Genomic DNA, 16,081 nt, shown 5'->3' with positions numbered 1-16,081 from the left:
TGTTCATCATGCATCATGCATCATGCATCATTCATTCATGAACATCATTTCTTTCCCCCAACGCGAAGAGTGGCCTCGGTTGCTGGCTCGCCCGGTGCAGTCAACGCAGCAGATCGAAGCCGCTGTTGCCCCGATTCTCGAACAGGTACGCTCGGGTGGCAATGCGGCTCTGATTGAACTGGCTAAAAAGTTTGATAAGGTAGACGTAGGCGCAGGTGGTCTGGAAGTTCGCTCTTCAGAACTGGCTGCTGCCGAAACGCAACTCAGCGATGACCTGAAGGCGGCTATTCGGCAGGCGTATCAGAACATTCGCCTGTTTCATGAGAAACAGAAACAGCCCGTCGAGAAGATCAAAACCATGCCCGGCGTTACGTGCTGGCGCAAAAGTGTGGGGATTGAGAAAGTTGGTCTTTATATTCCGGGGGGCACGGCTCCACTTTTCAGTACCGTATTGATGCTGGGGATTCCGGCACAACTGGCTGGCTGTAGGGAGATCGTACTTTGCACCCGAGTAATCACCCCGCCATCTACTTTGCCGCCCAGCTTGTTGGGGTGACGAAAGTGTTTCGGATTGGTGGCGCACAGGCCATTGCGGCTATGGCTTACGGAACGGAGTCGGTACCGCAGGTATACAAAATTTTTGGACCGGGTAATCAGTACGTAACGGCAGCCAAAATGCTTGTTGCAAAAGAAGGGATTGCCATCGATATGCCTGCCGGACCAAGCGAAGTGGCTGTATATGCCGACGATTCGGCTGTTCCGGCTTTTGTAGCGGCTGATTTGCTCTCGCAGGCCGAACATGGCGTTGATAGTCAGGTCTTGCTGGTATCGACTAGTAAGAAGTTGATTTGCAACGTTAACCTGACACTCACGACGCAGCTTGAGAAATTATCCCGACAGGCACTGGCTGCCAAAGCGCTGGAAAACAGCAAGATGATTTTGGTTGAAACACAAACCGATGCCATTGATTTGCTCAATGCTTATGCTGCCGAACACCTGATTCTGAGTATTGATAACGCCGAGGAAATTGCGGAGCAGATCATCAATGCAGGTTCTATTTTTCTGGGCAACTACACCCCTGAATCGGCCGGCGACTATGCATCGGGCACAAATCATACGTTGCCGACAAACGGATTCGCTCGTTCGTATAGCGGGGTATCGCTCGATAGTTTCGTCAAAAAAATTACGGTGCAACACATTACGCCGGAAGGGTTGCAGCACGTAGGGCCGGTAGTAGAAGCTATGGCCGAAGCCGAATCGCTCGATGCGCACAAGCGGGCCGTGAGCCTGCGCCTGGCTAGTCTGAAAGAAACGAATGTGGTTTGATTTCGTTATTTTGCTGAAAACAGGAAAGTGATTTGCCAGTGGATACTTAAGATAGACACACTGGAGACGAAGCCTTGTAGAGTTACAATCGAACTGTTTTTGATTTTGCTGACATCGATGGTTTGCCGATTATTTCACAGGCCGTCATTCTACGCACATGAAACACCTTGCTGATCTTCTGCTTTTGGGTGACCCTCGCCTGTACGAAACCTGCGAACCAGTGCTGGAATCGGAACTGCCTTTGGTGGCGGGCTGGGTAGCCGATCTGCATAACGTAATGGAGGAAATTCGGGCGAAGTATCAGTTCGGACGGGGAATTGCCGCTCCGCAACTCGGAATCCTGAAACGACTGATTTACCTGAATGTCGACCGTCCGCAGGTGATTATTAACCCCGAACTGGTAACCCTCAGCGACGACATAGACGAGCTTTGGGACGACTGCATGAGTTTTCCGAATCTGTTGGTACGTGTCCAGCGGCATCGCAGACTAACCATGACGTATCGGGATGAGCATTGGCAAACGCACACCTGGAACGTAACGGACTGGGCGCTGTCCGAGTTAATTCAGCATGAGTACGATCATTTAAATGGTGTACTTTGCACAATGCGGGCTATTGATGAGCTATCGTTTTGCTGGCGACCTACGCCTTCTCTTTAATTAAAAATAGTATGTTCAATCTTCAATCTCTTCTCCGCCCGCATATCCTTTCTTTAACGCCCTATTCGTCGGCTCGTGACGAGTACACGGGTAAAGTGGGCGTTTTTCTGGATGCCAATGAAAACCCGCTTGGCTCAACAACCGATACGGGCGAGTACAACCGGTATCCTGATCCGCACCAATGGGCGATTAAGCAGAAACTGGCTCCCATAAAAGGTGTTCGGGAAGGACAGATCTTTCTGGGCAATGGCTCCGACGAACCCATCGATTTGCTGGTTCGGGCTACCTGCATACCGGGTAAAGACAATATTCTGATCATGCCGCCAACCTACGGTATGTATGAAGTATCGGCAGCCGTGAATGATGTTGAGATTATCAAAGTGCCGCTGACGACTGATTTTCAGGTTGATGTTGAGAGCGTACTGGGGGCCATTACCGATAACACGAAACTGATCTGGCTATGTTCACCCAACAATCCGTCGGGGAATCTGCTTCAGGCGGATGCCATTCGCACGATACTCAACGCTGCCACGCATTCATTAGTGATCGTAGACGAAGCGTACATTGATTTTGCCAGTACGTCCTCCTGGACCAATGAACTGGATACGTATCCCAATCTGGTGGTGCTGCAGACCTTCTCAAAAGCGTGGGGCCTGGCCGCTTTGCGACTCGGCATGTGCTTTGCTTCGGAAGAACTGATTCAAATTCTGAATAAAATCAAGCCCCCGTATAACATCTCAGCGCCCACACAAAGTCTTGCGCTTGATGCGCTCGCCCATGAGGAAGCAAAGACAAACATGGTGACGGAAATTCTGGCTGAACGTCAAAATTTGGCTGAAAATCTGCGTTCTTTGCCCTCAGTGCAGGTCGTCTATCTGTCAGATGCCAATTTTCTGCTGGTGAAATTCGATGATGCGAAGGGAGTGTTTGAGCATTTAATCGAGCAGCAGGTCATCGTTCGGGACCGCTCGAAGGTGAAGTTATGCGATGGGTGTCTGCGAATATCGGTAGGAACACGAACCGAGAATGAACGTCTAATGGAGGTTCTTCGTCAAATGAAAGATGCTCCGGTATCGTCGGATTTACCGCTCGGTTCGGGCGATGAAGCTACCCGGCCAGAACTCGTGTCGAATGCCTGATGAGTGACTAAGCAGATGTACGTGCTAACGATTCTATTGTTTTGAAAAAATGCCTGAGTACGTACCACTAGAATCTCTACTGGGCTAATTATTAAGTTTATGAAGAAATTGCTTCTGATTGTATTGCTGGCCTTGATAGGCTGGATGATGGTGCCAACTGTAAGCTTGGCGCAGTACAACAACTGGTCGATAGGGGCGCGTATCGGCGAACCGTCTGGTATAAATGTTCGGAAATATTTTGGCAATAACCATGCCTTCGACCTGAACATTGGTACGTACGGTGGGCTGTATGGCACGAAGCGCAGCTACCGCGTTGGCGACTACAAAAGTGTTGGCCTGACCATTCAGGGGCACTTTTTGTGGCATACGGCTGTGACCAAGAGTGAGAGCATCCGGGCCTACTACGGCTTCGGTGGTCAGATCAATAACCGAAAATATTATCCGCCCCGTTTAAACGGCGATTACGAAAATGCGTTATCCATAGGTGGGTCGGGTGTTGGTGGACTGGAATTTTTTCCAGTCAGCAAACCGTTTTCTGTTTTTCTGGAAACGGGTCTTTACGTCGAACTGCTGCAAGCGCCTTTTTTCCTGAGTCTCAATTCGGGAATTGGCGTACGGTATAATTTTTAGAGGAGAAAGGAAAAGGGAAAAGGGATAAAACGTTTGCAGTTACCATTCCTTCTCCCTTCTCCCTTCTGCTTTCTTCCTCCTTATGTTCAAAATCTACAGTTCTTCGGCAGGATCGGGTAAGACGTACACGCTTACAAAAGAGTATCTGAAACTGGCGTTACGTCCGGATGTAAAAGACGACTATTTCCGGCATATTCTGGCGGTGACATTTACGAATGCGGCAGCCAACGAGATGAAGAACCGGATTTTGAAAAATCTGGCCGAAATTGCGGATACTAACGAGAAAGAGCCGCCGTTGCTTGATGAACTGGTCGTTGAACTCTACGGCACTCTTCCCGGTACCGACTCCTTTCAGACGGCTAAGAACAAACTGCGCGACAAAGCCGGGTCTGTTTTCAGAACCATCCTGCACCGCTACGCCGATTTTAGCGTAACGACGATTGATTCTTTCACGCAGCGCGTCGTGATGGCGTTTACCGACGAGCTGGGATTGCCTTATTCGTTTGAGGTTGAACTGGAAACCGACGAAGTACTCGAACTCGCTATCGATAACCTGATCGAGAAAGCCGGAACCGACGAGATGGAGGAAATCACAACCATCCTGAGCGAGTACTACACCAACACAGCCAGCGAAGGCAAAAGCTGGAACCAACTCCCTGAATTGCTCAAAGATTTTGGCCGAAACCTCACATCCGATCAGTTTTATGAAGCTGTCAATGCTGCTCAGGAATTATCGCCGGGCGCTTTACGGGCCATTCGAATGCAGTTGCTTGCGTATAATCAACAAGTTGAAGCTGATATTATCGGGCAGGGGCAGCGCGCCTGGAAGCTTATAACGGACGCCGGACTCGACGAGACCGATTTTGCGTACGGCGCCGGTGGCGTAGGAGGATACCTGCGTGCTATTGCAGAAGGCAATCATGGTAAAGAAGCCGGAACTCGTGTCAGTAACGCCCTCAATAATGGTGACTGGTACGGTAAGAAAACGCCTTTACTTGTCCGGGATATTATTGACGGTATGGCCAGTGAACTTGGCGACTGCATCAGCCAGATTTTTACGATTAGGGATGAACATGGTCGGCAAATGGCTCTGTTCGACTGTTTGTTGCCTCATCTGCAGAAACTGGCCTTGCTCAAGCAGATGCGGGTGGAGTTCGACGACCTGCTGCGGAAAGATGGCCGGGTGCATATTTCCGAATTCAACAAAAAAATTCTTAGTATCGTGGCTTCCGAGCCTGTACCGTTTCTCTACGAACGACTTGGAACTAAATACAACCACATCCTGATCGACGAATTTCAGGATACGTCCCGGCTGCAATTTGCTAACCTGTTGCCGCTTATTGAAAACGCGCTGGGTGCCGACCATTTTAATCTGGCCGTAGGCGATGGCAAGCAGGCTATTTACCGATTCCGGGGGGCGATATGGATCAGATTGTGGCCCTGCACCGAAAAGATCTTGAAAGCCTGAAAGTGGCGCATAATCCGAATTCGTGGACGGCCGATCGAATTGATATGCTGGGTGGGCATCTGGAAAACGAATTGCTGGACACAAACTGGCGAAGTGCCGAACCGATTGTTCGGTTCAACAACGATTTCTTTGAATTTACAGCCCGTAAGTTTGACAGTCAGCATCCGAAGCTGGCCGATGTATTCGACACGGAGCGTCTGTTTCATCAGAAACCACAGCCGAAAGCCCAGAAGGCTGGCCATGTGCAGATCGATTTTGTGCAGAAAGATGAAGCGTCGGGCAAAGACCTGACGGCGGCTATGCTCGACATGACCATCGAGCATCTGGAAAAAGCGCTGTCTGACGGGTATCGCTACGGTGATATTGCCATTCTATGCCGTAAAAAAGCGGATGCCAAAGCCTTAGCAAATGAACTGAATGCTCGCCAGATTCCGCTGGTGTCAGCTGATTCGCTGTCGCTGGAATTTTCGGACCCGGTCAAGTGGATTGTTACGGTTATGCAGGTGCTCCAGCGGCCCGACCATAAAATGCTGCGGTACGAACTGCTGTATCTGTTTCATCGGGTAGTGCAGGGGATTTTTCCGGACGACGAACTGACTGGAAAGCTGCATGCCGTAGCCGAAAGCGACATCACGTCCGTTTATGATTACCTTACGGCAGCCGGTTATCCGCTTGACCCATATGCCCTTGGGCAGTTGAATCCCTACGAACTAGCGGAGCGTTTAACGGCTCAGTTTGGGTTGTTTCGGCAGGCCGAGCATAACCCGTTTCTGTTTCGCTTTCTGGATGAAGTACTAGCGTTCAATCAGAAACGTAGTGGGCACCTAAGCGATTTTCTGCTGTATTGGGAAAGCGTCAGGCAGAAGATTTCGGTGGAAGGAAACGCTCGTAATGCCGTTAGTATTCAGACTATTCACAAAGCGAAGGGGCTGGAATTTCCGGTTGTTATCATTCCATTCGCGAACTGGCGAGCCGAGCCAATCAACGATAGTACAATCTGGCTCGATCTGACCAGCGTTCGGACCGATAAGCTGACGCATGAGAACGGAACCGGCCAACTGGCTCGTCTGATGTCGGCACCTGCCAACACTACTAATAAGTTAAGAGGAACACCCAAAGCGATTGCCGCCCAGTACGAAGAAGAACTGACCCGCACCTTCCTGGAAAATATGAATCTGCTGTACGTAGCGTTTACCCGGCCAACCGATAGGCTCTATGTAATCAGTGAAGCCAAAGATTTCAGCAAAGGCGCTCAGAATACAATTAGCCACTGGCTCTATGCTTTTCTACGCGATAGTGACGTAGCGCGTAACTGTGGCTGTAACTGGCAGGAAGGGGTATACCGGTACCCGATCAGCCTGTGCAATGAGGCTGTTTCGCGTCAGAACGAGGATGGCGTACTGGACGAAATTGTTCTTGATGAGGTCGTTAGCGGGCATAGGGGGCAGGATTTGCAACTGCGTCGGCAGGCCGACCGCGTGTTCGATATTGCTACGTTCGAGCGAACCCGCGAACGTGACCGGAAACTCTGTGCCGCCCTCAGTCTGATCAAAGGGCCTGAAAGCATCGACAAAGCACTCCGCCAGCTGATTAGCGAAGGATTGGTGCGGAAAGCCGAGTCCGACGAATTAAAACAAAGTTTGCTGGCTATTATCGAGCATCCCACTTTATCGACCTTGTTTGATGCTTCGTTACGTATCGACACTGACCGCAGTATTCTGAGTCGCAGACGGATGCACGGTGCTCCGCATCGGGTAGTCCACTATCCGGACGGACATATTGTTCTGGTGCAGTATGAATCGGTGCCCACAGCGGATGCGCCGGACGATTATTCGCCTGTCGATTCGTTACGGTATTTTACAAATCTCTACCGCGATATGGGTTACCCGGAGGTGGAGGGACGACTGGTCTATCTGGCCGCTGAACCGCAGGTGGTGAAAGTGAGTTAGGACTAAACAATGGGTAATGAACAAGGCATAATGATTGAACTGATCAGAGGTTTTCAAAAGGTGAGTAAACAAAAAGTGAGACTGCGCTCATGGTTCATTATTCATTGTGCATTATTCATTTCGCCCGTCTTGGCTCAGTCGCCGTATCAGCTTAAAACTGGTCAGGAAATTACGTTGCTCGGTATAGGCGTTGCGTCAATGGGCGCGTCGGTTGCGCTCAACCGTACGATTGACCCACTAACTGAAAGCGAGATCGCTACGTTGAATCGTACTGATATATCCGCGTTTGACCGGCAGGCAACGTACCATTGGTCGGAGCGGGCGAATCAGTTGAGCGACATTACGTTATTCAGTGATGTGGCGTTGGTGGGAGCCCTGGCCCTCGGAACAAAAACCATGCGGCAGGATTTTAAGACGGTCGCCATTTTGTACGTCGAAACCATGCTGCTCTCCAATGGCATTGAAGGCTCCATCAAAGCGATCACGCAACGGAACCGGCCATTTGTGTATAATCCGGATGCACCCCTGGATGTAAAACTCACCCGCGATGCCCGGCAGTCGTTTTTCTCGGGTCATGCGGCCAGCTCGTTTGCTACAGCTGTTTTTGCGGGCGAGGTCTTCCGGCATTATTTCCCGCATTCCCGCCTGAAACCGGTTATCTGGATTGGTTCGCTCGGCCTGGCGACGGCCACTGCCGTACTACGTTATGAAGCCGGGAAGCACTATCCAACTGACCTGATTACCGGCGCTGCGTTCGGTTCGTTGATGGGATGGGGGATTCCCAAACTTCACGAAGTTAAAAACAGGTCGGCGCTGGGCCGTCGTCTGGATGTGCAGCCGTGGAGTAGCGGCTCCGCGAATGGAATTTACGTGCGGTTCGCCGTGTTTTCCCGCTAACTTTGGGCGTTGTCGCCTGATGCGATTCACCCGGCAAGTATTTATCTGACGAATGACTAAAATTACCGACCACATTAAGGCTGCCAACGGCAAACCGATTTTTTCTATTGAAGTAATCCCGCCAATCAAAGGCGATAATCTGAAAAACCTGCTTGATAACATCGAACCGCTGATGGAGTTCAAGCCGCCATTCATCGACGTTACGTACCACCGTGAAGAATACATTGAACGGCCACTGCCCGATGGCACGATTCAGAAAATTGTCACGCGAAAGCGCCCCGGTACCGTTGGAATCTGTTCGGCTATCATGCACCGCTTTGGTGTTGATCCGGTGCCGCACGTATTGTGTGGGGGCTTCACACGCGAGGAAACGGAAGATTTTTTAATTGATCTTCACTACCTCGGCATCGACAACGCGCTGGTGCTGCGGGGGGATCCTGCCAAACCCTTCACTACGTTCAAGGCGAAAGAAAATGGGTATTCCTACGCCAGCGAATTGGTAGAGCAGGTTGCCAATATGAACCGGGGCATCTATCTGCACGAAGAAGATACGCCCCTGGCTCCCAGCAATTTCTGCATTGGCGTAGCGGCATATCCCGAAAAACATTTCGAAGCCATCGACCACGATATTGATTTTCATTACCTCAAACAGAAAATAGACAAAGGGGCCGATTACATTGTCACCCAGATGTTTTTCGATAACCAGAAATACCTGCATTTTGTCGAACGGTGTCGGCAGGAAGGAATAATGGTGCCAATTATCCCGGGTTTAAAGCCCCTTAGCACCCGGAAGCAGCTTCAGATTCTGCCCAAGCTGTTTCACCTCGAAATGCCGACGGACCTGGTGAAGGCAGTTGAAGCGTGTGAGAACGACCAGCAGGCCCGGCAAGTAGGCGTTGAGTGGTGCATTCAGCAGGGACGCGAACTTATAGCAGCTGGTGCACCCGTGCTTCATTTTTATACGATGGGCAAAGCCGACAATGTGATGAAAATTGCCCGAGAGCTATTTTAGAGCAAGGGGCATGGAGCAGAGGCAATAACCATTTCATAGCATGTTGAGCGATGCAGACATTGACCAGTTTATCCGGGACGGATTTGTCCGGATTGACGGCGCGTTTCCTCGGGCAGTAGCTGATGAGGGACGCGCTATTTTATGGCAGGAGACCGGTTGCGATCCCGATGACCCGGCAACCTGGACCAAGCCAGCTATCCGACTTGGTGGCTACAGCCAGACCCCTTTCCGACAGGCTGCCAACGAGCCCGCTCTATTGGCCGCATTCGATCAGCTGGTGGGGGCTGGGCGCTGGCTCCCGCGAGATAGTTTAGGCACTTTTCCCATCCGGTTTCCAAGTCCCGACGATCCGGGCGATACGGGTTGGCACGCCGAAGCCAGTTTTGCGGGTGAAGACGGTTCCTGGCGACTGAACGTAACGTCGCGGGGACGGGCGTTGCTCATGCTCTTTCTGTTTTCGGATGTAGGCCCCAACGATGCACCAACCCGCATTCTGGTCGGTTCTCATCTGGACGTACCGAAGCTACTGGAACCTGCTGGTGAAGAAGGCTTATCGTTCATTGAACTCGCTCAACAACTCCCTGCATCAACATTTCAGCGAGAGCTGGTGCTGGCAACGGGTGATGCCGGTACGGTTTACCTCTGTCACCCGTTTCTGATTCATGCTGCACAGCCGCATCACGGAACCCGCCCCCGATTCATGGCGCAACCACCCCTGCATCCGGCAGAACCGATCCAGATTCATCGGGCAGACGGACAATACTCGCCCGTAGAACAGGCAATGCGTTTAGGATTAACGACGTAACGGAGTGAAGAAATTCCGGTAAATAGCAAGTAATCCGCTCGTTAGTCAGGCTTTTGCTCTATGTTTACTACCTGCATTTAACAACGTGATGGAGTCGGGTTGGAGAATCTAGCACTATCACCTTGTCAAGCAGATTTTAATCAGTGCTTGAAAAATACCTGCCGTTACTGCGTTAAACTCCTTACTATTTATGGTGAATTTCTCCAAAACACTTGTTCTGGCTATTGCGTCGGTGGCCGTTACGTACACTGCTTCGCTGGCACAAACACCGACGCCCAAAGCCAACGACTCAACTACTCCGTTGCATCTGCTTCAACCGGATTATCCTGTTCCGTACGGACAACCCAAACCAGCTGACGTAGTAAAAGTTCTGGACAGGGTGTATGCGTACCTGAACGAGTCGACGCCAACCCAGGTGATTGATAAACAGACTGGACAGCCCATTACTGATTTCACTAAGTTTAACACCAATGCTATTATCAAACCGGGTGATTTCCGCCTGACCAGCTACGAATGGGGCGTTACGTATGCGGGGATGTTACTGGCGAGCGAAGCTACCGGCGATGCCCGCTACGCTGACTATACCAACAAGCGGTTGGCCTTTCTGAACTCGTTACGTCCCTATTTCCGGGAGCAGGTCAGCGCCGATCCACACGCGAATACGTCGCTCCGGCCGATGCTGGCGCCCCATGCGCTCGATGATGTTGGGGCGATGTGTGCAGCCATGATCAAAGCCGTACGGGCCGGGGGTCTAAAAGCCGATGCCCGTCAGCAGATTGATACGTACATGAACTACATCATGACCAAAGAGTACCGACTGGCCGACGGTACGCTGGCCCGCAATCGCCCGCAACCCAATACGCTCTGGCTCGATGATTTATTTATGAGCGTGCCAGCGCTGGCGCAGATGGGTAAGCTGACGAATGATCGGAAATACTTCGATGAAGCCGTGAAGCAGGTGCTTCAGTTCTCGAAACGGATGTTCAACAAAGAGAAGGGGTTGTATATGCACGGGTGGGTCGAAGGGATGAACGTGCATCCGCAGTTTCACTGGGCGCGGGCCAACGGCTGGGCGATCATGACCAAGGTTGAACTGCTGGACGTATTGCCGCAGGATCATCCGGGCCGGGGGGCAGTGCTGGAACTGCTACGTGCTCATGTACAGGGACTGGCGAGCTGTCAGGCAGGTTCGGGTTTCTGGCATCAACTGCTCGACCGGAACGACTCCTACCTGGAGACATCGGCAACGGCTATCTACGCTTATTCCATTGCCAGAGCTATTAATCGGGGATGGCTGGATGCCAAAGCCTACGCACCCATGACTATGCTAGCCTGGAATGCCGTTTCGACCAAAGTGACCGACAAAGGCCAGATTGAAGGTACTTGCGTCGGTACGGGCATGGGCTTCGATCCGGCGTTTTATTACTACCGACCCATCAATGTGTACGCGGCTCATGGCTACGGCCCGGTGTTGCTGGCCGGCGCCGAAGTAATTAATCTGTTGAACAAAAAGACCTTCGAAATCAACGATAGCTCACTGCAACTGACGGAGCGGAAGTGAAATCAAGTTTTACGATGATTCGCCCTTACACACCTTCTGATTTACCTTTTCTGATGGATCTGTTTCGTCAAAATACGCCCACTTATTTCGCCCCGGAAGAGGAAAAAGATTTTCTGGATTATATACATCAAGATCTTGCCTGTCAGTTGGTTAGCGTCGATCAGGGGCTGATTGTGGGGACAGCAGGTTATTATTTTTCTCCTGATGAGACAGAGGGGCGAATTTCCTGGGTATTCTTTTCGCCCCAAGCGCAGGGAAGGGGATTGGGTAAAGCGTTAATTGAGCATTGTCTGGTCCATATCAATCAGAAGCCGACCGTGGAAAAAATCGTTGTCCAGACTTCTCAACTAGCGTATCAGTTTTTCGCTAAGTTCGGCTTTACAGTTGTAGAACTTAAAAAGGATTATTGGGCGAAAGGCCTTGATTTATATCGTATGGAAATGAAAGTCTCTACTTAAAAAAATGGAAGAACATCAAGTATGGCCAGACAAACGATTGACGTTACCCTGAACCATGAGGAATATTTTGTTCCAGAAAAAATCGTTTTTAGTACGGTGTTTTTACTTCCCGATCCGCAAACTTTAGACGAAAAACTCACGGCTTTCAATGCGAAGTTTCTCCATTTTTTAGTCAATAATCAGATAGACTACAGTGGCCCTTATAAGGCTACCATAGACAACAACGGCATTGTTTATACCTATCCGTCTTATCTGGTAACGCTAACGTACGATACGTATTCGTTGCTGGAAACGTATCGGGACGCTAATCCTGAACTGGCTGGACACACAGAAAGCAGCGTGTTCTCAGCGCAGGATCGGAAAACATTTTTGCAGAACACTATAGAGGAGGCCAGAGAGATGGCCATACAAAAAGCCAGAACCGAAGGATTCTCGGTTCTGGCTGATTTTGAGATAGAGGAAATTTCGTCAGGAAAGCGAGGATGGGTAGTTTATCCGCCCTTATCTGCCCGAATAAACCATTTCCGGCAAACCCTAACGGGCCATTACGTCTTTCACTTTGCGGCTGAAAAATTGCCACCCGACGGCGAGCCTGCAGCCGAATAAATCAGGAAGCCAGGTAATTGCCAATGCCAACGATAACGGTTGAGAGCACCACCATCGAAATGCCCAGCGTAATGGTGCGCATAGTCGGTTCATTGGCACCTTTCCATTCGTGCAGATAAAGCCCCCAGAAACTACTAAAGGCGATGATGAAAGCCATGTGGAGTGTCCAGCCCGAAAACCGATACTCGCCCATTTTGCTATCGCCCATTCCGTAGAAAAAGAACTGGAAATACCACGTAAAGCCGGCTAAAGCGCAGAAGATAATATTGGCCAGAATGGGGGTCGATACCTTCGTATAGTCGGTATAGGTACGATTTTGGATATTCAGGTAAATAGTCCAGATGGCATTGGTTGTCAGACCGCCGAGCAGAATAATGACCAGCGGAGCGTTGTTCATATAAAGCGAATCCGTACCATGCTGGACAGCGATTTCGGCAATGGGCTGTCCGGCAGTAAGCCCGAATGACATACAGGCGCTCATAACTCCGGAAAAAACCGCCACGAGCAACCCTTTCCGCAAGTCGAATTCGGTGATCACAGCCTTTTTCTGCGCATCTGACAGCGACCTTTCTTTCATCATACCCGCAATTCCGCAGATGGAAATGCCTAATACGCAGACAATTAGTCCTAGTACGATAACCCGTCCGGATGTTGTGCTGATAAGTTTATAGAATTCGCCCTGCCAGATGGGGGGAACCAGCGTACCGAAAACGGCGCAGAGGCCCAGCGTAACGGCCATGCCCAGCGAGAGGCCCAGATAGCGCATAGCCAAACCGAACGTAAGCCCGCCAAATCCCCACAAAACACCCCAGAAATACGTCCACCAGAGGGTTTCGGAGGACGCTTGCCGGAGTACGCCAAACAGGTCAGGAACGGTAATGGACCCCATGATGAGCGGGGCCGCAACCCACGAAAACAAACCACCGACGAGCCAGTAGCTTTCCCAGGCCCATCCTTTCACTTTTTTGTACGGTAGGTAAAAACTGCCGGAGGCAAAGCCGCCCAGCGCATGCAACACAACACCCCAGATTACAGCCACTTTTTCGTTATTTTTTACAAAGTTATCCTGCCGATGTTATAAACTTTCATACTCTTTCCTGTCGTCTCCGGCCCTCTGGTCCAGGTGGCTACAGAAAGTACATGGTCAGGAGAAATCCGTTTTGGTTCAGGAGAAAATGATCGTGAGAGACTTTAATTAAGACAAGATTAAAACGCCTGAAATCTACTTGTTCAAGTTACACCGTATTACCCCCGCAACCGTGCGAATCAGCCAGTTAAGTAACAGGATATTGGTTTTGGTGGGTGCCGCCATTACGTTGACCACGCATGGGCAAACCCTTCCGGCTAAAAAAGACATTCTGGCCAGCATGACCCTGGCCAACAATTATTTCATGAAGACCTGGCCCGACCCTGGTAAAGAAATCGTAACGAACAAAACCAGACCGAGCAACATCTGGACACGGGCTGTGTATTATGAGGGGCTGATGGCGTTGTATGGGATCGACAAAAAGAAAGCGTATTACGACTACGCCGTCGAGTGGGGCGAAAAGCACCAGTGGGGATTACGTAGCGGCATCAATACACGTAACGCCGACGATCAGTGCTGCGGACAGACCTATATCGATTTATACGTACTGGATCAGACTCGAAATGGAGGCCCGGCCGAACGCATCCACGCCATTAAAGCGTCGGTTGATGGAATGGTAAAAAGCGATAAGGTTGATGACTGGAACTGGATCGACGCACTACAGATGGCGATGCCCGTTTTTGCGCAACTTGGCGTTCTGTACAAAGACCCTGCGTATTTCGAGAAAATGTACCAAATCTACACCTATTCGAAAACCAGACACGGCGGTAATGGCCTCTACAACCCGGAGGATCATTTGTGGTGGCGGGATAAGGATTTTGTACCGCCTTACAAAGAACCGAACGGACAGGACTGCTACTGGTCGCGGGGGAACGGCTGGGTAGTGGCTGCGCTGGTACGGGTGCTGGATATTATGCCCAAAGACGCTCCGCACCGGGACGAATACGAAAAAACGTATCTCGAAATGATGACAGCGTTGCCACCTTTGCAGCGTAGCGACGGCTTCTGGAACGTGAGTTTGCACGACCCGACCAATTTCGGTGGAAAAGAACTGACCGGAACGGCGCTGTTTGTTTATGGGATGGCTTGGGGAATCAGTCACGGGCTGCTTGACGAAAAAACGTACCGGCCCATTATCGTCAAAGCCTGGAACGCCATGTCAACAGAAGCTGTACATCCGAACGGATTTTTAGGGTATGTGCAGGGAACCGGCAAAGAACCTAAAGATGGGCAACCTGTTACGTATGATAGCAAACCGGACTTTGAAGACTACGGACTAGGCTGTTTTTTGCTGGCAGGAGTAGAGTTGTATAAAATGAAACGGTAAAGCACGTACCAGACGTAACGACGCGCTGAAAACTGGGTACTAAAAAAATATGGAAGAAATTGCCTTTACAATGAAGTTAAAACCGGGCGTTGAAGCAGAGTATCAGCGCCGTCATGATGAAATCTGGCCGGAGTTGTCAGCCGCTTTAACGGAAGCCGGCATCCGCGACTATTCGATTTATCTGGACCGCGAAACGGGTACGCTGTTTGCTGTTCAGCGACGCGTAGCCGACCATACCGCCGATCAATTGCCAACGTTGCCCGTTATGAAACGATGGTGGGCATATATGGCGGATTTAATGGATACGAACTCCGACAACTCGCCAGTCGCTGTGCCGCTGGAGCGTGTATTTCATATGGAGTAAACGTAGTAGATCGTATAGAATCCATTTTCCAGCGGAGCTTTCCCAACTCTTTTGCCTGGTAGATTTTCCGAAGTGGTGTCGGTTTTGAGAAACCGACACCACTTCACACCAAAACTGACACCATACACCCATACGTAGTATTAATATTCAGCTAGTCCATTTCTAAATTAGCCAAGTTTTGGAGCTACGACAAACTTTCCAGACCGCTTTACGTTAAGCACATAATAGCGATAGGTTCATGAAATCACTGGTTGCTTTACTGCTGTCGGGCCTGATTCTGGGAAGTAGTCTGCTTCCGGGGTTTGGCGTTGATCAGTCGGCCAAGCTGGTCGAGCTGATTCAGCATTACCGGCAACACCGACAGGCAGACCCTGACCTGAGTTTCATGGATTTTATGGCGATGCACTACGGCGAAAATTCCGAGCATCACAAACACCCCAATCACAGTCACCAGAATTTACCCTCGGCAGGCCATACGGTGTCGGCTTTTACGCCCACTGCTGTTCGATTGGTAACTGCCGCTGGTACGTCTGCCGTCTTATTGGCGCAAACCGCCTTTTCCCGCTACAGCAACCTGTATTCGTTTCTGGCGGTGTTTTCCATGATTAATCCCCCTCGACGCTGAGTTTCTGCGTACCCGAAGGCCGTATTGTGTCCAGACGTATCGTACCGGCACCACGGCATTCCAGTTTCTTTACGCTGTTCTAATGAATTGCTCGTGGTCGGGAATCACTCGTTCCATACCCAACGATCGCCATTTCCTGCTTCAGTAATTTCTACACCGATCCCGATGC

General features: G+C 50.5%; 15 protein-coding genes and 1 pseudogene. 15 read left to right on the top strand and 1 reads right to left on the bottom strand.

Annotated features, from left to right (window positions below; translation table 11 throughout):
- The first annotated feature begins 37 nt into the window (after positions 1 to 37).
- The 12 genes and pseudogenes from hisD (at position 38) to LN737_RS23460 (ending at position 12,509) form a co-directional block, all read left to right on the top strand.
- Positions 38 to 1,326 (top strand): annotated as a pseudogene (gene hisD, locus LN737_RS23515) (histidinol dehydrogenase).
- A gap of 157 nt (positions 1,327 to 1,483) precedes the next feature.
- The gene (locus LN737_RS23510; protein WP_405512512.1) at positions 1,484 to 1,984 is read left to right on the top strand and encodes a peptide deformylase; all 501 of its coding nucleotides are present in this window, start codon (positions 1,484 to 1,486) and stop codon (positions 1,982 to 1,984) included.
- Positions 1,985 to 1,995: 11 nt separating this feature from the next.
- The gene (gene hisC / locus LN737_RS23505; RefSeq protein WP_405512510.1) at positions 1,996 to 3,123 is read left to right on the top strand and encodes a histidinol-phosphate transaminase; all 1,128 of its coding nucleotides are present in this window, start codon (positions 1,996 to 1,998) and stop codon (positions 3,121 to 3,123) included.
- A 99-nt stretch (positions 3,124 to 3,222) separates the two neighbouring features.
- A complete protein-coding gene (locus LN737_RS23500) occupies positions 3,223 to 3,753 on the top strand; it encodes a hypothetical protein (protein ID WP_405512508.1) in 531 nt (176 codons plus the stop codon).
- An 82-nt stretch (positions 3,754 to 3,835) separates the two neighbouring features.
- A complete protein-coding gene (locus LN737_RS23495; RefSeq protein WP_405512506.1) occupies positions 3,836 to 5,221 on the top strand; it encodes a UvrD-helicase domain-containing protein in 1,386 nt (461 codons plus the stop codon).
- The gene (locus LN737_RS23490; RefSeq protein WP_405512504.1) at positions 5,176 to 7,170 is read left to right on the top strand and encodes a 3'-5' exonuclease; all 1,995 of its coding nucleotides are present in this window, start codon (positions 5,176 to 5,178) and stop codon (positions 7,168 to 7,170) included. The genes LN737_RS23495 and LN737_RS23490 overlap by 46 nt, the downstream gene beginning before the upstream one ends.
- A 75-nt stretch (positions 7,171 to 7,245) precedes the next feature.
- Complete coding sequence (locus tag LN737_RS23485) at positions 7,246 to 8,067, top strand: phosphatase PAP2 family protein (protein ID WP_405512502.1); 822 nt, start codon at positions 7,246 to 7,248, stop codon at positions 8,065 to 8,067.
- 52 nt (positions 8,068 to 8,119) lie between these two features.
- Positions 8,120 to 9,079 carry a methylenetetrahydrofolate reductase [NAD(P)H] gene (gene metF, locus LN737_RS23480; protein ID WP_405512500.1) on the top strand — a complete coding sequence of 320 codons (960 nt, stop codon included), beginning with the start codon at positions 8,120 to 8,122 and terminating at the stop codon, positions 9,077 to 9,079.
- 40 nt (positions 9,080 to 9,119) lie between these two features.
- Positions 9,120 to 9,884, top strand: a complete 765-nt coding sequence (locus LN737_RS23475) for a phytanoyl-CoA dioxygenase family protein (RefSeq protein WP_405512498.1) — start codon at positions 9,120 to 9,122, stop codon at positions 9,882 to 9,884.
- A gap of 190 nt (positions 9,885 to 10,074) precedes the next feature.
- On the top strand, positions 10,075 to 11,445 hold the full coding sequence (locus LN737_RS23470) for a glycoside hydrolase family 105 protein (protein ID WP_405512496.1): 1,371 nt from the start codon (positions 10,075 to 10,077) through the stop codon (positions 11,443 to 11,445).
- Positions 11,446 to 11,459: 14 nt separating this feature from the next.
- Positions 11,460 to 11,903 carry a GNAT family N-acetyltransferase gene (locus LN737_RS23465; protein ID WP_405512494.1) on the top strand — a complete coding sequence of 148 codons (444 nt, stop codon included), beginning with the start codon at positions 11,460 to 11,462 and terminating at the stop codon, positions 11,901 to 11,903.
- Between the two features lie 21 nt (positions 11,904 to 11,924).
- Positions 11,925 to 12,509: a hypothetical protein gene (locus tag LN737_RS23460; protein WP_405512492.1), complete on the top strand. Its 585-nt coding sequence runs from the start codon at positions 11,925 to 11,927 to the stop codon at positions 12,507 to 12,509.
- A gap of 1 nt (position 12,510) precedes the next feature.
- Here LN737_RS23460 and rhaT read toward each other — a convergent pair whose 3' ends face one another.
- On the bottom strand, positions 12,511 to 13,548 hold the full coding sequence (rhaT, locus tag LN737_RS23455; RefSeq protein WP_405512490.1) for an L-rhamnose/proton symporter RhaT: 1,038 nt from the start codon (positions 13,546 to 13,548) through the stop codon (positions 12,511 to 12,513).
- Between the two features lie 247 nt (positions 13,549 to 13,795).
- Between rhaT and LN737_RS23450 the strand changes: the two genes are divergently transcribed.
- The 3 genes from LN737_RS23450 (at position 13,796) to LN737_RS23440 (ending at position 15,912) form a co-directional block, all read left to right on the top strand.
- On the top strand, positions 13,796 to 14,923 hold the full coding sequence (locus LN737_RS23450; protein ID WP_405520496.1) for a glycoside hydrolase family 88 protein: 1,128 nt from the start codon (positions 13,796 to 13,798) through the stop codon (positions 14,921 to 14,923).
- A 49-nt stretch (positions 14,924 to 14,972) separates the two neighbouring features.
- A complete protein-coding gene (rhaM, locus tag LN737_RS23445; protein ID WP_405512488.1) occupies positions 14,973 to 15,287 on the top strand; it encodes an L-rhamnose mutarotase in 315 nt (104 codons plus the stop codon).
- 238 nt (positions 15,288 to 15,525) lie between these two features.
- Positions 15,526 to 15,912: a hypothetical protein gene (locus LN737_RS23440; RefSeq protein ID WP_405512486.1), complete on the top strand. Its 387-nt coding sequence runs from the start codon at positions 15,526 to 15,528 to the stop codon at positions 15,910 to 15,912.
- The last annotated feature ends 169 nt before the right edge of the window (positions 15,913 to 16,081 follow it).

It is taken from the genome of Spirosoma sp. KNUC1025 (genome assembly GCF_045160025.1).
Taxonomy (GTDB): domain Bacteria; phylum Bacteroidota; class Bacteroidia; order Cytophagales; family Spirosomataceae; genus Spirosoma.
Note: the sequence above shows the minus strand (reverse complement) of the source record. Positions and strands in the feature narration are given on the sequence as shown.